19 protein-coding genes are annotated in these 19,140 nt (G+C 72.7%); 5 read left to right on the forward strand and 14 right to left on the reverse strand.

Annotation, left to right across the window (positions count from 1 at the left end):
* Positions 1-51 precede the first annotated feature (51 nt).
* The gene (locus ACWDVW_RS01200) at positions 52-270 is read right to left on the reverse strand and encodes an FmdB family zinc ribbon protein (RefSeq protein ID WP_350693004.1); all 219 of its coding nucleotides are present in this window, start codon (positions 268-270) and stop codon (positions 52-54) included.
* A gap of 446 nt (positions 271-716) precedes the next feature.
* On the opposite strand from ACWDVW_RS01200, the gene ACWDVW_RS01205 reads away from it, so the two are divergent.
* Entirely contained in the window at positions 717-1,880 is a 1,164-nt protein-coding gene (locus ACWDVW_RS01205; protein ID WP_449943243.1) for a lytic murein transglycosylase, read from the forward strand.
* A 72-nt stretch (positions 1,881-1,952) separates the two neighbouring features.
* Positions 1,953-2,969, forward strand: coding sequence for a GNAT family N-acetyltransferase (locus ACWDVW_RS01210; RefSeq protein ID WP_449943514.1), 1,017 nt, complete (start codon positions 1,953-1,955; stop codon positions 2,967-2,969).
* A gap of 90 nt (positions 2,970-3,059) precedes the next feature.
* On the opposite strand, the gene ACWDVW_RS01215 is transcribed toward ACWDVW_RS01210, so the two are convergent.
* The 9 genes from ACWDVW_RS01215 to ACWDVW_RS01255 form a co-directional block, all read right to left on the reverse strand.
* Positions 3,060-3,497: a helix-turn-helix domain-containing protein gene (locus ACWDVW_RS01215; RefSeq protein ID WP_449943245.1), complete on the reverse strand. Its 438-nt coding sequence runs from the start codon at positions 3,495-3,497 to the stop codon at positions 3,060-3,062.
* A 570-nt stretch (positions 3,498-4,067) separates the two neighbouring features.
* Positions 4,068-5,051, reverse strand: coding sequence for a porphobilinogen synthase (gene hemB, locus ACWDVW_RS01220; protein ID WP_449943248.1), 984 nt, complete (start codon positions 5,049-5,051; stop codon positions 4,068-4,070).
* Positions 5,052-5,068: 17 nt separating this feature from the next.
* Positions 5,069-6,649 carry a bifunctional uroporphyrinogen-III C-methyltransferase/uroporphyrinogen-III synthase gene (locus ACWDVW_RS01225; protein WP_396741837.1) on the reverse strand — a complete coding sequence of 527 codons (1,581 nt, stop codon included), beginning with the start codon at positions 6,647-6,649 and terminating at the stop codon, positions 5,069-5,071.
* Positions 6,646-7,617 (reverse strand): hydroxymethylbilane synthase, encoded by a 972-nt coding sequence (hemC, locus tag ACWDVW_RS01230; RefSeq protein WP_449943251.1) that lies wholly within the window; start codon positions 7,615-7,617, stop codon positions 6,646-6,648. The genes ACWDVW_RS01225 and hemC overlap by 4 nt, the downstream gene beginning before the upstream one ends.
* Positions 7,614-8,939, reverse strand: coding sequence for a glutamyl-tRNA reductase (locus tag ACWDVW_RS01235; RefSeq protein ID WP_350693013.1), 1,326 nt, complete (start codon positions 8,937-8,939; stop codon positions 7,614-7,616). The genes hemC and ACWDVW_RS01235 overlap by 4 nt, the downstream gene beginning before the upstream one ends.
* A complete protein-coding gene (locus ACWDVW_RS01240) occupies positions 8,936-9,706 on the reverse strand; it encodes a redox-sensing transcriptional repressor Rex (RefSeq protein WP_449943254.1) in 771 nt (256 codons plus the stop codon). Before ACWDVW_RS01240 ends, ACWDVW_RS01235 begins: the two co-directional genes overlap by 4 nt.
* A gap of 332 nt (positions 9,707-10,038) precedes the next feature.
* Positions 10,039-10,716: an HAD family hydrolase gene (locus tag ACWDVW_RS01245; protein ID WP_449943256.1), complete on the reverse strand. Its 678-nt coding sequence runs from the start codon at positions 10,714-10,716 to the stop codon at positions 10,039-10,041.
* A gap of 21 nt (positions 10,717-10,737) precedes the next feature.
* Positions 10,738-10,989, reverse strand: coding sequence for a glutaredoxin family protein (locus ACWDVW_RS01250; RefSeq protein ID WP_131051867.1), 252 nt, complete (start codon positions 10,987-10,989; stop codon positions 10,738-10,740).
* A complete protein-coding gene (locus tag ACWDVW_RS01255; RefSeq protein WP_449943259.1) occupies positions 10,982-12,640 on the reverse strand; it encodes an AMP-binding protein in 1,659 nt (552 codons plus the stop codon). Before ACWDVW_RS01255 ends, ACWDVW_RS01250 begins: the two co-directional genes overlap by 8 nt.
* Positions 12,641-13,277: 637 nt before the next feature.
* On the opposite strand from ACWDVW_RS01255, the gene ACWDVW_RS01260 reads away from it, so the two are divergent.
* The 3 genes from ACWDVW_RS01260 (at position 13,278) to ACWDVW_RS01270 (ending at position 16,304) form a co-directional block, all read left to right on the forward strand.
* Complete coding sequence (locus ACWDVW_RS01260) at positions 13,278-14,222, forward strand: ECF subfamily RNA polymerase sigma factor, BldN family (RefSeq protein ID WP_449943261.1); 945 nt, start codon at positions 13,278-13,280, stop codon at positions 14,220-14,222.
* Positions 14,223-14,434: 212 nt separating this feature from the next.
* Positions 14,435-15,292 carry a DUF5667 domain-containing protein gene (locus ACWDVW_RS01265; protein ID WP_449943263.1) on the forward strand — a complete coding sequence of 286 codons (858 nt, stop codon included), beginning with the start codon at positions 14,435-14,437 and terminating at the stop codon, positions 15,290-15,292.
* Between the two features lie 103 nt (positions 15,293-15,395).
* Positions 15,396-16,304, forward strand: a complete 909-nt coding sequence (locus ACWDVW_RS01270; protein WP_449943266.1) for an HAD family hydrolase — start codon at positions 15,396-15,398, stop codon at positions 16,302-16,304.
* Between the two features lie 79 nt (positions 16,305-16,383).
* Here ACWDVW_RS01270 and ACWDVW_RS01275 read toward each other — a convergent pair whose 3' ends face one another.
* The 4 genes from ACWDVW_RS01275 to ACWDVW_RS01290 all read right to left on the reverse strand — a co-directional run bounded on the left by ACWDVW_RS01275 (position 16,384) and on the right by ACWDVW_RS01290 (position 19,089).
* Positions 16,384-17,241, reverse strand: coding sequence for a lysophospholipid acyltransferase family protein (locus tag ACWDVW_RS01275; RefSeq protein WP_449943517.1), 858 nt, complete (start codon positions 17,239-17,241; stop codon positions 16,384-16,386).
* 119 nt (positions 17,242-17,360) lie between these two features.
* Entirely contained in the window at positions 17,361-18,434 is a 1,074-nt protein-coding gene (locus tag ACWDVW_RS01280) for an NAD-dependent epimerase/dehydratase family protein (RefSeq protein WP_396741852.1), read from the reverse strand.
* Between the two features lie 118 nt (positions 18,435-18,552).
* Positions 18,553-18,654, reverse strand: coding sequence for a 30S ribosomal protein bS22 (locus ACWDVW_RS01285; RefSeq protein WP_007465623.1), 102 nt, complete (start codon positions 18,652-18,654; stop codon positions 18,553-18,555).
* A gap of 225 nt (positions 18,655-18,879) precedes the next feature.
* Positions 18,880-19,089 (reverse strand): helix-turn-helix domain-containing protein, encoded by a 210-nt coding sequence (locus ACWDVW_RS01290; RefSeq protein WP_091079691.1) that lies wholly within the window; start codon positions 19,087-19,089, stop codon positions 18,880-18,882.
* Positions 19,090-19,140 lie beyond the last annotated feature (51 nt).

Here is a 19,140-nt window from a genome sequence, read left to right on the forward strand (position 1 = left end):
GCCCTCCGGCCGGTCCGACCACGTCCGACCGGCCACCGTCGCCAGCGGCGTTCAACAGCCGCAACCGCCACCACAGCAGCCGCCCCCGGAGGGTGCGGGCGGACCACCGGAGGCACCGGCACCCCGTCCCGTGACCGCGACCGTCGACAACAACTTCACCGTGTCGGAGTGCCCCTTCGGGCAGGATGCGGGCTCGCCCGCCTGGGCCATCGGCCGGTTGACCTCGAAGGTGTCACCACAGGCGCGGCAGCGGAACTCGTACCGGGGCATGGCATCAGGGTACGACCGGACCTGACGCTCGCGGCGACATGGGTGATACTCGACGGGTGGCAGACGGCGAAGAGCGTTCGACCCTTCGACCCCTGCGACCGGCCACGCCGGGCGCCCAAACCGGCGCCACTACGGACAGACCGGTCAGCGCGATCCCCCGGCCGCGCCGACCCTGGTGGAGATCCGGCGAACCGGCCGGCGGGTCGCCCAGCACCGGGGCCGACACGGCTGCCAGTGCGCCGACGATCAGGGCGGCCACACCCGCGCCCGAGCTGCCGGCCACGCCTGCGCCCGACAAGCCCGCGCCCGACAAGCCCGCGCCCGACAAGCCTGCGCCCGAACTGTCGGCCGAGCCCGGCCCGAAGCCCGAGTCCACGGCCGACGTCACCACCAAGGCCGATGCGACCGTCGCGTCCGGCGTCAGCGCCAAGGCTGGAGCAGCCGCCATGGCCGACACCGAGCAGTCGGCCAAGCCCAGCGACCGGCCCACGGCCGACTCCGACGCGACCACGAAGACCGGCGACCAGCAGGCGAGCACGACCGCGACCGACGACGCCGCGGCGACCGCGACCGACGGCGAGCAGCTCGCCGAGACCGGTGGCAAGGCAGCCGACAAGGCCGACACCACCGCCAGGACCGACGGGGAGGTGGCGGGCGGGACGGGTGACCGGCCTCGGCGAGCCCGGCGACGCCGGGTGCGCTTCGCGCATGCCGTACGCGTGCCGGGTCCACGGGCCGCCGCCCGCGCGACCCGGGACTGGTCGCGGCGGCCCGGCGGGCGACTGACCCTGCCCGGGGTGTTCCTGCTCGCGCTGGTCATCGCGACCGCGACGGCCGGTGCGCTGCTGGTGCCGGCGACCGTCGGCGCGCCGCGTCCGGTCGCGGCCGACGCGACCGCCGGGCCGGAGGCGACCGACGGCACGCTGCCGCTGACCGAGGCTCCACCGATCGGCGCGGTGCCGCCGACCACCGAGACGCTGCCGCCGGGAGCGACGCCGTTCCCGGGCACGACGGGGGGGACCGCGCCGGTGGCGGGACGCCCCTCCGACGCCCTCGCCGGCTGGGCCCGCGAGGTCGGCGCCAAGACCGGCATCGACCCGATCGCTGTCCAGGCGTACGGCTACGCCGAACTGGTGCTCGCCGAGACCAACCGGGCCTGCGGCCTGAGCTGGACCACGCTGGCCGCGATCGGCTTCGTCGAATCTCGGCACGGGCAGGCCAACAACGCGCGGCTCGGGCCGGACGGCAGGGCCACTCCGGAGATCATCGGACTGCCGCTGGACGGGCAGGGCGGTCGGATGCGGATCGCCGACACCGACCGGGGCGAGCTGGACCGGGACACCACCTACGACCGGGCGGTCGGACCGATGCAGTTCATCCCGACGACCTGGCAGGAGAACGGCGCGGACGCGGACGGCGACGGGGTCAAGGACCCGCACAACATCCACGACGCCGCGCTGGCCGCCGGAATGTACCTCTGCAAGGGGGGCCGCAACCTCACCGTTCCGGGTGACTGGTGGAACGCCATTCTGTCGTACAACAACGTCGGTCGGTACGCCCAGGCCGTCTTCGAAACGGCCAACCGGTACGGACAGGCGAGTCGCACGTGAAGTGATCGTCCCCGCACATTGGAGGACTGGACACTTCCCCCCGGCAGCGGTTAACGGCAAGCTAGACGCGTGATGGTGCGCGAGTGGGACCCCAGGACCGCGTCGTCCGCCGAGATCGCGTCGCTGTTGGACACGCTGAACGCGGTCCTGGCGGTCGATCTTCCGCAGGATCCGCCATGGCGGGAGAGTTCCGTGCGGGAGTACCTCACCGAGGTGATGCCCGGCGAACGACGGATCGCCTGGGTGGCCCAGGCCGAGCCGGCCGCCGACGGGACGCCCGGCCCGATCCTGGGTCAGGTGCACGTGCTGCTGCTCGGCAGCATCGGTGTGCTGGAGGTGCTGGTGCACCCCGACCACCGGCGACGGGGCCTCGGCCGTGATCTCGTCCTGCGCGCCTCCCGCCGGGTCTACCAGGAGGGCTTCGAGTCGATCGGCGTCGAGGTGGTGGGTGACACCCCGGCGGTCGCCTTCTACGAGTCGCTGGGCTTCAGCCGGGAGTACGTCGAGACCCGCAGCGTGCTCGACCTCGCCGGGGTCGACTGGACCGAGCTGGCCGAGATGTCGACCGGTGTCGGCGCCGGCTACCACGTGCAGTTCCACCCGGGCGGCCCACCGGACGAGCTGATCGAGGCATACGCGCGGGCCAAGGCCGAGATCCGCGACGTCGAGGACGGCGAGCTACGGCCCAGCTCGTACGACCCGCAGCGGCTACGCGACAGTCTCGACTGCCTGCACCGGCGGGGGATGAAGCCGTACATCGTGCTCGCCCTGCACGAGAAGACCGGCGAGGTGGCCGGTCTGACCGAGGTGGTCGTGCCGGCGCAGCACCCGACCCGCGCGGACCAGTACGACACGATCGTGGTGCAGGAGCACCGCGGCTACGGGATCGACCGCGCCATCAAGGCCCGCATGCTGATGGAGTTGCGCTCGGCCGAGCCGCATCTGACCGAGGTCCAGACGTGGAACGCCCAGGCCAACGAGGCGATGCTCAAGGTCAACGCGGAGCTGGGCTACCGTCCCGACCGGGAGTGGTGCGAGTACAGCGTCGACGTGGCCGAGTTGGTGCACCGCCTCGACGCCGCTCGCTGAGGCCACGCCGATCTGCCGGCTGGCGGCAGGTCTGCTCGGCCGGCGGCAGGTCTCCTGACCGGCGGCAGGTCTGCTGGGCCGGCGTCGCGGTCAGTAGTACCAGGATCGAGGGTCCGGGGGCGGCGGATCGTTGCGGTACTTCGCCACCCGTACCTCCCATTGGCTGCGCCGCCGACGGGCCTCTCGCTCGACCCGGCACCGCTTGAACGTCTCCGGCGGGCGGGCGAGTCCGTAGATGTCCGCCCACCACTCGCCCGGCCGAGGGTCGAGAATCGTGTCGAGATGTGCCGGGTAGCGGCGCCCGGCCCCGTCCAGGGTGTCGTCCCACACCTCCATCGGCAGGATCACGTGCCCGTCCTGGTCGACCACGACGAGGTAGAGCCCGGCGGCGCCGATCAGGCGTTCCAGCACCACGAGACTCGGAGTCAAGGTGCCGGACTCGACCCGGGCGACGGTGGAGGGCGCCACCCTCGCGAACCGGGCCATCCGCGTCTGACTGAGCCCGACGATCCGCCGGACACGCCGCACCAGACCGGCAATGGGAAACGCGCCGAGGGTAGGGCCGCGGTCTGTGGGCTCGAAGATGGAAGACATACCGGCGACCCTCGCCGACCCCCGGAACCCGCCGCAACCCCTGTGGATAACCCTGTGGACAACTTACGGTAGCCCGGCCGGATCCGCACCTCCCGGACTACCTCATCGGCCTCTTTGCTCTGCTTCAACCCACGCAACGGATTCGGCGCGGAACTGATGCGTGGGTTGAAGCAGAGCAAAGGGCGCCAAGGGGTTACCCGGAGCCGACGGGAACACCGCTACATGCACGACATCCGCGACACAACTGGTCGATCTTGATGCCCGCGTCGATCATGATCGCGCAACCGACGACGCCGCCGGCCCCTGCCAGGCCACCAGGACCACCCGGACATCAGCGCGACCAAGACCGCCCGGACACCAGCGCGCCCAGGGCCGCCGGGGCACCAGGCGCCGAGCCGACCACACACCGGAGCGCGACGAGCTCTGCCCGGGACGGACCGGTCAGCAGTGCCGACCAGCGCGACCAGAGGCGCTCCGTACGGCCGGGCCGGGTGCGGGGGTGGGTCAGTAGCGGTCGCGGAGCAGGCCGGCGGCCTCCACGGCCCAGTAGGTGAGGATGATCTGCGCGCCGGCGCGGCGGATCGAGGTGAGCGTCTCCAGCATCACCTTCTCGCGGTCGATCCAGCCGTTGGCGGCGGCGGCCTCGACAGTCGCGTACTCGCCGGAGACCTGGTAGGCGGCGACCGGGACGTCGACCGCGGCCCGGACCGCGGCGACCACGTCGAGGTAGGGCAGGGCCGGCTTGACCATCACGATGTCGGCGCCCTCGGCCACGTCCAGCTCGACCTCGCGCAGGGACTCGCGCAGGTTCGCCGGGTCCTGCTGGTACGTCCGGCGGTCGCCGTCGAGCGCCGACTCGACCGCGTCGCGGAACGGACCGTAGAACGCCGAGGCGTACTTGGCGGTGTAGGCCAGCACGGCGACGTCGGCGTGACCGGCCGCGTCGAGCGCCCGGCGTACCACTCCGACCTGGCCGTCCATCATCCCGGACGGGCCGACCATGCCGACCCCGGCGTCGGCCTGGGCCACCGCCATCTCGGCGTACGCGGCCAGCGTGGCGTCGTTGTCCACCGAACCGTCGGGCCGGAGCAGGCCGCAGTGCCCGTGCGAGGTGAACTCGTCCAGGCAGAGGTCGCTCATCACGACGGTGGAGTCACCCACCTCGGAGACCACGTCCCGGATGGCGACGTTGAGGATCCCGTTCGGGTCGAGGCCACCGGAGCCGCGCTCGTCGCGCGACGCCGGCACCCCGAACAGCATGATCCCGCCGACACCGGCGCGGACCGCCTCGACGGCCGCCTTGCGCAGCGAGTCGCGGGAGTGCTGGAGCACACCGGGCAGCGAGCCGATGGCCCGGGGCTCGGTCAGCCCCTCCTTGACGAACATCGGCACGATCAGTTCGGCCGGGTCGAGACGGGTCTCGGAAACCAGCCGCCGCACGGCTGCGGTACGCCGCAGCCGGCGGGGACGGTTCTCGGGGTACGGCACGGTGCCCTCCCTGACGACTACCGGAACCTGAGCGCGGTCGGCCCCTGGACCTTCGAGCCACGGCGCTGCTTCGCCGGCATGGCGGCGAGCTTCTCCCGCAGCTCGACGGCGTAGCCGGCGAGCGCCTCCACCAGGTCCGGCACGGAGGCGTGCGGCGGCTGGACGTCGACCCGCAGGCCGAACTCCGTCGCGGTCTCCGCGGTCTTGGGCCCGATGACGGCTACCACGGTACGCGCGTGTGGCTTGCCGGCGATGCCGACCAGGTTCCGGACCGTGGACGACGAGGTGAACAGCACCGCGTCGAACCCGCCCGACTTGATCGCGTCGCGGATCTCGGCGGGCGGCGGGGCCGCGCGGACCGTCCGGTACGCGGTCACGTCGTCGACCTCCCAGCCGCGCTCGGTGAGCCCGGCGGCGAGCGTCTCGGTGGCGATGTCGGCGCGCGGCAGCAGCACCCGGCCCACCGGGTCGAGCACCTCGTCGTGCGGCGAGAACTCGGCCAGCAGCCCCTCGGACGACTGCTCCCCGGAGGGGATCAGCTCCGGCTGGATACCGAAGGCGCGGACCGCGTCGGCGGTGGCCTCGCCGATACAGGCGATCTTGACGCCACCGAAGTGCCGGGCGTCCAGGCCGTGCTCGGCGAACTTCTCCCAGACCGCGCGCACCGCGTTGACCGAGGTGAAGATCACCCAGGCGTACCGGCCGTCGACCAGGCCCTTGACCGCCCGCTCCATCTGGGCCGGGGTACGCGGCGGCTCCACCGCGATCGTCGGCACCTCGCACGGGATGGCCCCGTACGCGCGCAGCCGGGCACTCATCGCGCCGGCCTGCTCCTTGGTGCGGGGCACCAGCACCTTCCAGCCGTACAGCGGGCGGTTCTCCCACCAGCTCAGCTTGTCGCGCTGGCCCACGCCCTCGCCGACGGTCAGCACGACCCGGCCGGTGAAGCCGAGTGCCGCCGCGACGAAGGAGTCCACCGTCGACGTGGTGGTGTACTGCGTCTCGCCGGTGCCGTCACCGGTCACCCCGACGTCGGTGGTGCCGTCGACCCCGGCGGCGAGCAGCCCGTCGCGGATCGCGGCCAGGTCACCGGCGTCCACGGCGAGCGCCAGCGAGCCGCGCTGCACCGCTCCGGCCAGCGCCTCGAAGTCCAGCGTGCCGACGTCCTCGACGTCGGCGGCGGTGCGTACGCCGGGCAGCGGCACACCCGCGTACGCGGCGACGCCCTCGGCCTGGCCGACGCCGGGCACCACCTCGAAGTGCGCGGCGGTACGTGCCACCGCCTGCACCTCCTTGACCACCGAGTCGTGGCCGAACGGGTCGCCGGCCACCAGGTGCACCGCGTTCTGCCCGGAGCGGGCAGCCGAGATCAGTACCTTCGCCACGTCCCCCGGCGCGCCCTCGGCCGGGGTGAACTGGGCGTCTTCCCTGGCCTCGGCCCGGACGACGTCGAGCAACGACTCGGGGACTCCCCGGTCGTACACGACCTGGTCGGCGTCGACCAGGGCGTCGTGCGCCCGGCGGGTCAGCAGGCCCGGGTCGCCGGGACCGGCCCCGACGAATGCGATCCGGCCTACGGGCTTACGGGTGCGGGTCATTCTGTGCTCCCAAATTGCTGGGTCCCCGGGCCGTCGTGTCCTTGCGGGCCGAGGATCGAGTCGGCGCCGAGGTCGAGGAGTTCGGCGGCGAGTGCCTTGCCGATCTCCGCCGCATCGGCGGGCGTTCCGGTGCGGGACAGCCGGATGTCACGGGTGCCGTCCGGGCTGATCACCGCCCCGCGCAGGTAAATCTCGTCACCGGCGTCGCCTTCGGCGAGTTCGGCGTAGGCGGCGACCGGAGCGGAGCATCCGGCCTCCAGGGTGGCCAGCATCGCCCGCTCCGCGGTGACCGCAGCGCGCGACGGTGCGTCGTCAAGCGTGGCGAGCAGTTCGACCAGGTCCGGGTCGTCGGCCCGGCACTCCACCGCCAGCGCACCCTGGGCGGGCGCGGGCAGCATCAGCATCGGGTCGAGCGTCTCGGTGATGACGTCGGCCCGGCCGATGCGGGCCAACCCCGCCCGGGCCAGGACGACGGCGTCCAGGTCGGCCTCCGGGCCGAGCACCCGGGTGAGCCGGGTGTCGATGTTGCCCCGGATCGGAGTCACCGACAGTTGCAGGCCCAGCGCGTGCAGCTGGGCGATCCGGCGCAACGCGCCGGTGCCGATGTTCGCCCCGGGGGCGAGCTCGGCCAACGTCTTGCCGTCCCGGGCGACGAGCGCGTCACGCGGGTCCTGCCGTGGCGGCACCGCGGCGATGTGCAGCCCGGGTGCGGTGGCGGTGGGCAGGTCCTTGTACGAGTGGACGGCGAAGTCGATCGTGCCGGCGACCAGCGCGTCCCGCAGCGCGGAGACGAACACGCCGACGCCGAGTCGGTGCACCGGCGCGCTGGACCGGTCGCCGGCGGTGACCACCTCGACCAGTTCGACGGGGCGTCCGGTGCGGGCGGTCAGGGCGTCGGCGACGTGCCCGGACTGGGCCATCGCCAACCTGCTGCCCCGGGTGCCGAGGCGCAGTACATCGGCGCTCATTGCTCACCTCCGGGTGGGGTGATGTCGGGGACGGTGTCCACCGGCGAGGTCTGCGGGACCTGGAGGTCGAACAGCTCGCGCAGCAGGGCGGCGTACTGGTCGCCGCCGGGTTCGGCGGCGAGCTGCCGGACCCGTACCGTCGGCTGGTGCAGCAGTCGCTGGACCACCCGGTGCACGGTGCGGGCCACCTCGGCACGCTGGTCGTCGGTGAGGTCGGGGCGGCGCTGCGCGAGTCGGCGCAGCTCGGCGGTGACCACGTCGTCGGCCCGGCCGCGCAGGGCGGCCACGGTCGGTGCCACGTCGGCACCGCGCAGCCAGGTGAGGAAGGACTCGACCTCGGCGGCCACGATCCGTTCGACGGCGGCGGCGTCGGCGGCGACCGGCCCGTCGGCGAGCAACGCCGCCATCCGGTCGATGTCGATCACCTCGACGCCGGGCAGCTCGGCCACACCGGGCCCGACGTCGCGAGGTACGGCCAGGTCCAGCAGGACCAACGGGCCTCGCTCCGGCTCGCGGGCGGCCACCGCCTCGGCGACGACCGGACGGGTGAGGACCGGCTCGGTGGACGCGGTGGCGGCCACTACGATGTCCACCGTGGACAGCGTGTCGGCCAGCTCGGTCATCTCCCGCGCGGCGGCACCGTACGACTCGGCCAGCCGGACGGCCCGGTCGGTGCTGCGGTTGGTCACGGTCACCGGCCCGGCACCGAGCCGGGACAGCGTCGCCACGCCCAGCGAGCCCATCGCCCCCGCACCGACCACCAACGCGGGACGGCCGACGAGGTCGTTGCCGAGATGACCGGCGGCCAGCCCCAGCGCGGCGGTGACCACGCTCTGCCCGGCCCGGTCGATGCCGGTCTCGGAGTGGGCCCGCTTGCCCACCCGCAGCGCCTGCTGCATCAGCTCGTGCAGCAGCCGGCCGGCGGCGTCGGTCTCGCCGGCCCAGTGGTAGGCGTCCCGGAGCTGCCCGAGGATCTGCGCCTCGCCGATCACCATGGAGTCCAGCCCGGCGGCGACCCGGAAGACGTGCTCGACCGCGGCGGAGTCGAAGTGCACGTAGAGGTTGTTGGCCAGCGCGGTGGGCGGGCAGCCGGCCTGCTCGGCGAGGACGGCGCAGATGTCACCGAGGCCGCCGTGGAAGCCGGAGACGGCCGCGTACACCTCCACCCGGTTGCAGGTGGAGACGAGGACGACCTCGCTGACGTACGGCTGCGCCATCAGCCGGTCCAGGGTGGCGCCCAGATCGGCCGGCGGCACCGCGAGCCGTTCCAGGGTGGCGACCGGCGCGGTGCGGTAGGAGGCGCCGACGACGATGAGTTTCACGTGCCGATCGCCTCCTGGCTCTCGGCGACCGCGAACCCGCCCGGCAGGGCGGTGAGAGCGGACCCACCGGCGGCGGGGAGCGCGGTCAGTGCTGCCTTACGGTGCTCGTGGAACGACAGGATCTGCAGTTCGATGGCGAGGTCGACCTTGCGGACGTCGACCCCCTCCGGAACCGAGAGTACGCACGGCGCGAAGTTCAGGATGCTCGTCACGCCCACGGCGACCAACTGGTCGGCGACCCGCTGGGCGGCGGGGGCCGGGGTGGCGATGACGCCGATGGCGACGGCCTCGGCGGCGGCGACCTCGGGCAACTCGTCGATGTGCCGCACGACGAGCCCGTTGATCTCCTCGCCGATGCGGCGGGGGTCGGCGTCGAAGAGGGCGGCGATCCGGAACCCGCGACCGGCGAACCCGTCGTAACCGGCCAGCGCGTGACCGAGGTTACCGACGCCGACCAGGGCGACCGCCCGACGCTGGGTGAGCCCGAGGACGTACTCGATCTGCTCGACCAGCAGCGCCACGTCGTAGCCGACACCCCGGGTGCCGTACGAGCCGAGGTGGGACAGGTCCTTGCGGAGTTTCGCGGAGTTCACCCCGGCGGCGTTGGCCAGGCCCTCGCTGGAAATCGTCTCGTGGCCGGTTTCGGCGAGGTTGTGCAGGGCACGGAGGTACTCGGGGAGCCGGGCGACCGTCGCCTCGGGCAGGTCCGGGAGCGCCGGTACGGCACCGGCGCGGCCGGGCGCGCCTGGGTGACGATGCTGACTCATGAGACTCCGTGCGGTGCGATCCTCGACCAACTCCACCGGCCGGTCGTTTCGGGACTCCCGCTGGCGACCGAAATTGCCGGCTGTGCTAGCAGGGCGCGTCGGAATTACAGAGTAGGCGCTTGTGAAGACGTGCACAAATCGCGATCTTGTCGGCACGCGCCGCGCCCCCACCAGCCCCTCCGTCCCGCAAGATCGACCGGAGACCCCTTCACCACGACTACCGGCGCGATTATTGCTCAATCCCGACTTCTCTGACCAATCACACACGCCAATCATTGATCGAATGCGGAGATCGGGAGAGCGCGACCACGCACGGTGACACCCGTTTCGGCTCAGCTGGGCGATTCCACCGTCGGGACATCGGCCAGCGCGGTGGCGAGCGTCACGGCCTCCACCAGGGTGTCGGCGACCGGGTGGCCGGAGACCTCCAGCCGGGACCGGTCGGTGAAACCGCCGCTGTAGAGGACGGCCCGCCCACCGACGGCGTACGCCGCGTCGGCGTCGTCGATCGAGTCGCCGATCAGCACCACCGACCGGCCGTCCACGCCGATCTCGGTCAGGTGGCGGGCCAGTGACTCCGCCTTGCGGTCGCCGCCGACCCGGTCCCGCCATCCGTCGACCCGGACGAACCGGCCGTCCAGCCCATACGTCCGGACCGCCGGGACCAGCTCGTCGTGGAACCACATGGACAACAGCGACTGGCTGCCCGGCCAGGCGGCCATCGCGTCGACCGCGTCGTGGGCCAGCTCACAGCCGGTCAACCCCAGCCGGTACGCGTCGTGGAAGATCTTGTCGAGGCGGCCGAAGTCCTGCTCGTCCACGGCCCGGCCGAGTACGTCCGCGTAGTAGTCGGCGATCGGCCGGCGGAACCGCACCCGGTGCTCGGCCACCGTCACCGACGGCCCGCCCGCGCTGCTGAAGGCGGCGTTGGTGCAGGCCACCACCAGATCGAGATCGTTGAGCAGGGTGCCGTTCCAGTCCCACACCAGATGGGTGCGCGCAGGGGTCATCACCGCACCCTACCGGCGGCCTCAGAGCTGCGGAGTGGTCAGATCCTTCAGCAGCCGCTGCTCCTCGACGCGCCAGTAGCCGTGCTCCTTGCCGTCGAGCAGCACCACCGGCAGCCGGTCGCCGTACTCGCGTTCCATCTCGGCGTCGCCGCTCACGTCCTGCTCGATCCACCGGTCGCCGGTGACCGCGACGACCCGGTCGAGGGCCGCCTTGGCGTCCTCGCAGAGGTGGCAGCCGGGTCGGGTGATCAGGGTCAGGCGGGGCTCACGCATCGGTCTCCTCCGTCGTGCCGGTGGGTCGGAGCAGGGTCTTGCGTACCTTCCCGATCACCGAGCGCGGTAGCAGGTCGACGAACTCGACGTCGGTCGGGCACTTGAATCTGGCCAGATTACGCGCGCAGTGCGCGATCAGCTCGGCACCGGTCGCCCGATGCCCCGCCGCCGGCACCACGTACGCCCGGACAGTCTCCCCGGTCCGGGGGTGCGGCACCCCCACTACCGCCGACTCCGCCACCGCCGGATGGGCGCAGAGCACCGACTCGACCTCGTGCGGGTACACGTTGAAGCCGTTGACCAGGATCAGCTCGCCGAGCCGGTCGACCAGGAAGAGATCACCGTCGGCGTCCGCGTACGCGACGTCGCCGGTGGCCCACCAGCCGTCCGGGTCGGGCCCACCCGTGCCGTCCGGCCAGTACCCGGAGAAGAGGTTGGCCCCGCGCACCACGATCTGACCGGGATCGGTGCCGGCCACCGGGTCGGACAGGTCCCACTCCTCCGCGTCGTCGTCGGGGGCGGCCAGGCCGTCGCGCCACAGCTCGGTCCCGTCCGCCCCGACCAGCCGCAGCTCGACGCCGGGCAGCGGACGGCCGATCGAGCCCGGCTTCGGCTCCCCGCCGACCAGGGACGAGGTGAGCACCGGCGCGGTCTCGGTCAGGCCGTAGCCGATCTGCACCGGCCGACCGGTGGCCTCGGTGAAGCGGGCCGCGTCCGCCGGATCCAGCGGCGCCGCGCCGCAGACCACCACCCGCACCGCGGCCATCGCCCCGGCCAGCACGTCGGCGTCCGCCCGTGCCCAGGACCGCACCATCGACGGGACGCCGATCAACACGGTCGCCCGGTGTCGGGCGATCTCGGCCAGCGCCGCGTCGACACCCGGGTCGTCGACGAGTACGCCGGTCGCCCCGTGGTGCAGCACCGCACCCAGTCCGGCGTTCAGCCCGTACGCGTGGAACAGCGGCAACGCCAGCAGCACCACGTCGTCCGGTCCGACCACCGGTGGTGCGATCCGGCCGACCTGCTCGTGGTTGGCGGCCAGGGCACCGTGCGAGAGCATGGCGCCCTTCGGCTGCCCCTCGGTGCCCGAGGTATAGAGCAGTACCGCCAGGTCGTCGGCGGCCCGCACCGGGAAGGTCGGCGTACCGCTGTCGGCGACGGGCGGTGTGGTGTGCACGGCGCGCAGTGCGGGCAACCCGGCGTCGGCCACCAGGTCCCGGACGCGTTCGGTGCCGATCAGCACCGACGCGGCCGAGTCGGCCAACACCTGTCGCAGCTCGCGGGCCGTCAGCGCGGGGTTGACCGGCACCGCCGTCAGTCCGGCCCGCAGCGCACCGAGCAGACCGACCACGAAGTCCGGTGAGTTGGGCAGTGCCACGGCGACCCGCGCCGGTCGGCCGTCCGCGCCGGGGACGACCTGGGTCAGCGCCCGGGCCACTCCGGTCACCGTGTCGTCCAGTTCGGACCAGGTGATCGTCCGGTCGGAGAAGTACAGCGCCGGCTGGTCCGGACTGCTCCGGGCCGCCCGGGTCAGGTGGTCGGCCAGACTGGGCCCGGTGCCGTCGGCCGCCTGCGGGCGGCCGGCAGTGCCTGCGTCCTCGTCGGGGGCGGGGCGCGGCCCCGGCCCGACGGCTGCGTCTCGGTCCTGCACGGTCGCTGAGTCTGGCACAGCCGGAGCCGCCCGGCCATGGCCCTGCGGACGACGATCGACGCCGATCCGAGGGCACCGACCTGTCGGCCCCGCCGATCGATCCCGGTGCGGTCCCGGCCGGACCACGTCGCACCGACCACCGAGGACGCGCCCCGGTCCCGTGCACGGAACTCCGGCGGGGTCACCGTCGGTGTGCGACAGCCCCGACGCGTCCCCGCCGTCGCCGGCCGAGTCGGGTGCTGCCGGAGGCGCACAGGCCGCCGGACGCACCGTCCCACCACGACGCTGACCTGGGGATACACCCTGGAACAACCCGTCGGCGAGTTGTCAACAACCCCCGACGGACAACCGGTCCGCCAGGGGTGCGACCCGCCGAGAAATACTTTGGCCCTGTGTAACGGACTTGCCACGCGCGGGTGACGTTGGCCCTATCATCACTCGGGTCGGCTCACCCCATTTTGCCGTGAGTCGACACCCCTCAGCCCGAGGAGGCCCCCGTGCCCGTGAGCGCATTGGACCAGCACCTCAAGGGGAACTGCCGCCCGTCGGCACACCCCGGAGCCGCCCTGCCCGCCGGAGGCCCGATCGATCGACCGGGCACCGTCGGCGCGACGGCCGGTGCAACGGAGGCGGCCCGATGACCGCCTTCGGCTTCGCATCCCGCCCGGTCGGCCTGCCCGGCCCACTGGCACGTACGCCGGTCAACGAGCGCGGCAACGCTCACGGCCAGCAGGACACCACGGGCAACCTGCCCGCACGCGGCGAAGGCGTCGCCAACCGGGTGGGCAGCAGACCACATCAGAACGATCCGCCGCACCGACCACCGACGCCCGGCGGGAACGCGAAACCCTCCGGTGGTCGGGTCGCCTCACCGAGCCGACCGACCATGCCGGCCCAGGCCCGCCGCAGCGGGGACGCCCCGGTGACCGAGGTGTCCACCTCGGAGACGGCGGTGCTGCCGGCGGTCTCGTCGGCGGGCACCTCCACCGGGTTCCCGAGCCGCCCCGACCCCTCCGACCCGGCCACCGAGGTCTGGGCCCTGGTCGAGCGCGCCCAGGCCGGCGAGGCCGAGGCGTTCGGGCTGATCTACGACCGTTACGTCGACACCGTCTTCCGCTTCGTCTACTTCCGGGTCGGCAACCGGCAACTCGCCGAGGACCTCACCTCGGACACGTTCCTGCGGGCGCTCAAACGGATCGGCAGCTTCACCTGGCAGGGACGCGATCTCGGCGCCTGGCTGGTGACGATCGCCCGCAACCTGGTCGCCGACCACTTCAAGTCCGGCCGGTACCGGCTGGAGGTCACCACCGGCGACGTGCTCGACGCGGACCGGGAGGACCGTGGCCCGGAGGGCAGCCCGGAGGCGGCGGTGGTGGAGCACATCACGAACGTCGCCTTGTTGACAGCCGTCAAACGGCTCAACCCGGAGCAGCAGGAGTGCATCGTGCTGCGGTTCCTCCAGGGTTTCTCGGTGGCCGAGACCGCCCGGGCGATGGGCAAGAACGAGGGCGCGATCAAGGCGTTGCAGTACCGCGCGGTGCGGGCGCTGGCTCGACTTCTGCCCGACGGTTTCCAGCCGTAGCCGATCACTTTGCGTGATTTCGCCGCCGGCCGGCCCGTAACCCGGCCCCGGCACGGCGCGTTTCTCCGGGTGCGACCGATGACCGGCCGGAAACCTCCGAGGTGGACCGGCGGCGGTGCCGACGAGGGCTTCCGCACCCGGTGTCACGCGGTGGTCGGTCGCTGGTGGTGAACGCGGCCGACCGGCCGCGACCAGCGAGAGGAGGTGCCGCGGTGGACAACGCCCTCTTCTCCCGTCGGCGCACCGAGCGCTTCGCGCAGCTTCTCGACGAAGCCAACGGTGGCCTACGTCATCACGTCCGGTCCCGCGCCGACGATCAGCTCGCACCGCTCGTCGCGCTCGGCCGGCAACTCGGCGCCAACCCGCCGAACACCGAGGTCGACCCGGAGTTCCGGACCGGCCTGCGGGCGATGCTGCTGGCCACCGCCGACCGGGAGGGCATCGGGACCACCGTCGCCGCGCCGGTCGAGAAGGCCGCCACCGGTCGCGGATCGCTGTTCCCGGCCGTCACCGCCCGCCGGGCCCGCGCCCGGGGCGCGATCCTGGTCGGCATCGCGGCCGGCGCGATCGCCGTCTCCGGCATCTCCGCCGCCAGCGAGAACGCGGTACCCGGTGACGCGCTGTACGGCATGAAGCGCAGCACCGAGCGGGCCCAGTTGGCGCTCGCCAGCTCCGAGATCAGCCGTGGGCAGCTCTTCCTCGACTTCGCCCGGACCCGGCTGGCCGAGGCGTCCTCGCTCAGCGGCAACCGGGCCGGCTACCGCGCCGTGCTGGACGACATGGACGCGGACATCCGCCAGGGCGTACGCCAGCTCACCGGCGCCGCCGTCCGGCGCGCGGACCCGACCGCGTTGAACACGGTCGACGCCTTCCTCACCGGGCAGCGCCGCACACTCGACGCGCTGGCCGAACGGGGCTCCCGTGCCGACCAGGAGCGGACCGCCAAGTCACTGGAGCTGCTGGACCTGGTCGCCGAGCGCACCGAGGCGCTGCGTACCGCCATCGCCTGCGGCCAGTCGACCGGCACCGCCAGCGACGACCTCGGCCCTACCCCCGGCGCCTGCGCCTGACCCGGCGGGCGCACGTCGTCCCCGCGTCCGGCGGCGGAAACCGCTGCTCCGGATACCCTCGCTGCGGGCAGCAGGGCCGGGTGAGCGACGTGAGGGGGAGCAGGTGGCGTGCAGCCGAAAGGTGACCGTCAGCACCGACGTGCACGGGCACACCACCGGTTGGGCGCAGACCGAGCCCGCTCCCCCGGCCGCGCCCGACCCCCGCGCTGCGGCCTTCTTCGACGTGGACAACACGATGATGCAGGGCGCGTCGATCTATTGGTTCGCCCGTGGACTCGCCGCCCGCAACTACTTCACCACCGGCGACCTGGCCCGGTTCGCCTGGCAGCAGTTGCGGTTCCGGCTGCTCGCCCGCGAGCACGCCGGGGACATGTCCCAGGCCAAGGAGGCCGCACTCGCCTTCGTCGAGGGTTGGCGGGTCCAGGACGTCGAACGGCTGGCCGAGGAGATCTTCGACGAGCTGATGGCCCCGAGGATCTGGGCCGGGACCCGCCGGCTGGCGCAGGACCACCTGGACGCCGGTGAGCGGGTGTGGCTGGTCAGCGCCGCCCCGGTGGAGATCGGCCGGGTGATCGCCACCCGGCTCGGGTTGACCGGCGCGATCGGTACGGTCGCCGAGATCGTCGACGGGGCGTACACCGGTCGGCTGGTCGGCGACCTGATGCACGGCCCGCTCAAGGCCGAGGCGGTCACCCAGCTCGCCACCGTGGAGGGTCTCGACCTGAGCCGGTGCGCCGCCTACAGCGACTCCGCCAACGACCTGCCGATGTTGTCGCTGGTGGGGCGCGCGGTGGCGGTCAACCCGGACGGCACGTTGCTGCGCCAGGCCCGGCAGCGCGGCTGGGAGGTACGCGACTTCCGCACCGGCCGACGGGCGGTCAAGATCGCTCTCCCGTCCACCGCCGCGGCGGGACTGGTGGCCGGAGCGGTCACCGCCGGGGTCGCCTTGCAGCGCCGCCGCCGCACGGCCGACGCCACGTCGGGACGCACCCGACGCAACGCCGAGCCGTAGACGAGGTCGCCGCGTGGACCGGGTCGACGTCACGCCGTCGGGTCACGGACCCCGGCCGACGCCACCGGGCCGGCGACGGCTACGGGCCGAACGGGTCCGGACGGCGTTCGAGCAGTTGGTGCACGGTCTGCTGGATGGTCTCCCGGACCTGGTCGGCGAGGTTGAACACGACCAGCGGGTCGTCCGCCGAGTCGACCAGGTGGGCCGTCGGGATCGGCGGGCAGAACTCGATCAGCCACTTGCTCGGCAGCGGCACCATGCCCAACGGCCCGAGCCAGGGGAAGGTCGGCGTCACCGGGAAATACGGAAGCTTGAGCAGTCGGGCGAGCGGCTTGAGGTCGGCGAGCATCGGATAGATCTCCTCGCCGCCGACGATGGCCACCGGGATGATCGGGGTGCCGGTGCGCAGTGCCGCCGACACGAAACCGCCCCGCCCGAAGCGTTGCAGCTTGTAGCGGTCCGCGTACAGCTTGCCGATGCCCTTGAAGCCCTCCGGGAAGACACCCACCAGCTCGCCGCCGCGCAGCAGTCGTTCGGCGTCCGGGTTGCAGGCCACCGTGCCACCGGTCTTGCGGGCGATCTCGGAGACCACCGGCATCCGGAAGACCAGGTCGGCGCCGAGCAGGCGGAGATACCGGTTGGCCGGGTGCTCGTGGTGCAGCGCCGTGGAGAGGATCAACGCGTCCAGCGCCACGGTGCCGGAGTGGTTGCCGACCACCAGCCCCGCCCCGTCGGCGGGTACGTTCTCCAGACCGGTGACCTCGGTCCGGAACCAGTCGCGATAGAGGCGACGCAGCAGCGGGTGGAAGACCGCCTCGGTCAGCTCCGGGTCGAAGCCGAACTCGTCCACCTCGTAGTCGCCGGACAGCCGCCGACGCAGGAACGCCAGCCCGCCCGCGACCCGTCGGTCCCAGACGTCACCGGTCCGGTCCGGCACCGCCGGCTCGGCGGGACGGTGCCCGTTGCGCCGGACGGGGTCGAGGTCCGCCGACACCGGGGGCGGCACGGCGTACCGGTCGTCCAGGTGCGCCTCGTCGCGCTGCTCCTCCGGCCCGGTCACGAGCGCTCCCGTACGGCGGCCCGGGCCTGGCGGATGCTGTCGAGCACCATCTGCTCGGCGGCGGCCAACTGCTCCCGGGTCACCACGGCCCGGCCGTGGTGGGCGTCGATGAAGTCGTCGAAGGCGGCGGCGGTCGAGCGGGGGGTGAACCCGTACTCGCGCTCCAGGCGGGAGGTGTCCACCACCCGGCCGTGCACGAAGAGGTCGACCTGGTCGAGCCCGTACCGCCCGAAGCCCATCGTCCGGGCCAGCGCGATGGCACCGGCGACACCGGGCTCCAGCACCGGCACCGAGATCCGACCGGCCCGCCGGATCGCCTGCGACAGCGACAGCACACCGCGGCCGGCGACGTTGTAGGTGCCCGGATGGTCCTCGACGACCGACCGGTGCACCACCTCCAGGGCGTCGTCGAAGTGCAGGAACTGCAACCGGGCGTCGCGGCCGAAGATGGTCGGCACCACCGGCTGGGAGAAGTACCTGGTCAGCGTGGTGTCGGCCGTCGAGCCGATGAAGGGGGCGAAGCGCAGCACCGTGGCGGTGACGTCGGAGCGGCGGCGACGGAAACCGCGCACGTACCCCTCGATGTCGAGGATGTCGCGGCCGAAACCGCCGCGCGGCACCTCGCGGGGTTCGGTCTCCTCGGTGAAGACGGCCGGGTCCCGGAACGACGCGCCGTACGCGGCGGTGGACGACCGGACGACGATCTTGCGCAGGTGCGGCGCCCGCTGACAGGCGGCGAGGAGCTGCATGGTGCCGATGACGTTCTGTTCCTTCATCGCCGCGCGACCGCCGTGCTGCGAATCCGGGGCGCTGACCAGGGCCAGGTGCACCACGGTGTCGACGTCGAGGTCGGCGAGCAGGCCACCGATCGACCCGGCGTCCACCCGGACCCGTTCCACCTGCGCCAGCAGCTCGGCCACTTCGGGGCCGGGCTCGGCCAGGTCGACGCCGATGACCCGGGCGATCCGGGGATCGGCGGCGAGTCGGGCGGCGACGTGCGCGCCGAGATAACGACTGACCCCGGTCACGACGACAACCCCCGGAGGGCTCGATGAGCCACCGGGGGTCATGTCTCGCACCTACCCCGGCCGCCGGGACCGAGCCGGGACAGCCACGGCCTGATCACCTGAGCCTCCGAGGGTCGACAGTTGGCAAGCGACGAATGCCGGGCCACGGCCCGGCACACGGTCACTTGCCGAGACGGCGACGCTGGACGCGGGTCTTGCGCAGCAGCTTGCGGTGCTTCTTCTTAGCCATACGCTTGCGGCGCTTCTTGACCACCGAGCCCATACGAAAGCCTTTCGATGCAATGTGCGGCGCGACCGGTAAGACACCACGAATCCGTGGCGTCGGCGACCGCTTGCGGACAACGGACCGGACCGGCGGAGTGGGCGGCAGAGCGCACCAGCGGTCACGATCGCCAGTCCAGCGTAGCGGGGATGCGTCAGCAGGACCAACGCGCCCCCGGTCGATGCCCGTTCACCGGGCCCGCCGCGACCGGGTTTGGCTCGCGGGTCAGGCGGTCTCCTGGAAGGCGCCACGGAGATATTCGTGCACCGCGTGCTCGGGCACCCGGAACGACCTGCCGACGCGTACGGCGGTCAGCTCACCGCTGTGCACGAGACGGTAGACCGTCATCTTGGAGACCCGCATGACCGTTGCCACCTCGGCGACGGTCAGGAACTTGACATCCGAGAGTCGACCATCGGATTGCGACCCGGCCATGGCTCACCGACCCATCCCATGCCCGGCGCGTGCCGCCACACGGGTCCTCCC

Source organism: Micromonospora sp. NPDC003241, from assembly GCF_053589795.1.

What these genes read in the sequence shown, in the direction of transcription:
- ACWDVW_RS01200 (WP_350693004.1), bottom strand. Translation starts at nt 270, where the DNA reads ATGCCCCGGTACGAGTTCCGCTGCCGCGCCTGTGGTGACACCTTCGAG.
- ACWDVW_RS01205 (WP_449943243.1), top strand. Translation starts at nt 717, where the DNA reads ATGGCCGACACCGAGCAGTCGGCCAAGCCCAGCGACCGGCCCACGGCC.
- ACWDVW_RS01210 (WP_449943514.1), top strand. Translation starts at nt 1,953, where the DNA reads ATGGTGCGCGAGTGGGACCCCAGGACCGCGTCGTCCGCCGAGATCGCG.
- ACWDVW_RS01225 (WP_396741837.1), bottom strand. Translation starts at nt 6,649, where the DNA reads ATGACCCGCACCCGTAAGCCCGTAGGCCGGATCGCATTCGTCGGGGCC.
- hemC (WP_449943251.1), bottom strand. Translation starts at nt 7,617, where the DNA reads ATGAGCGCCGATGTACTGCGCCTCGGCACCCGGGGCAGCAGGTTGGCG.
- ACWDVW_RS01240 (WP_449943254.1), bottom strand. Translation starts at nt 9,706, where the DNA reads ATGAGTCAGCATCGTCACCCAGGCGCGCCCGGCCGCGCCGGTGCCGTA.
- ACWDVW_RS01245 (WP_449943256.1), bottom strand. Translation starts at nt 10,716, where the DNA reads ATGACCCCTGCGCGCACCCATCTGGTGTGGGACTGGAACGGCACCCTG.
- ACWDVW_RS01250 (WP_131051867.1), bottom strand. Translation starts at nt 10,989, where the DNA reads ATGCGTGAGCCCCGCCTGACCCTGATCACCCGACCCGGCTGCCACCTC.
- ACWDVW_RS01260 (WP_449943261.1), top strand. Translation starts at nt 13,278, where the DNA reads ATGACCGCCTTCGGCTTCGCATCCCGCCCGGTCGGCCTGCCCGGCCCA.
- ACWDVW_RS01280 (WP_396741852.1), bottom strand. Translation starts at nt 18,434, where the DNA reads ATGACCCCCGGTGGCTCATCGAGCCCTCCGGGGGTTGTCGTCGTGACC.
- ACWDVW_RS01285 (WP_007465623.1), bottom strand. Translation starts at nt 18,654, where the DNA reads ATGGGCTCGGTGGTCAAGAAGCGCCGCAAGCGTATGGCTAAGAAGAAG.
- ACWDVW_RS01290 (WP_091079691.1), bottom strand. Translation starts at nt 19,089, where the DNA reads ATGGCCGGGTCGCAATCCGATGGTCGACTCTCGGATGTCAAGTTCCTG.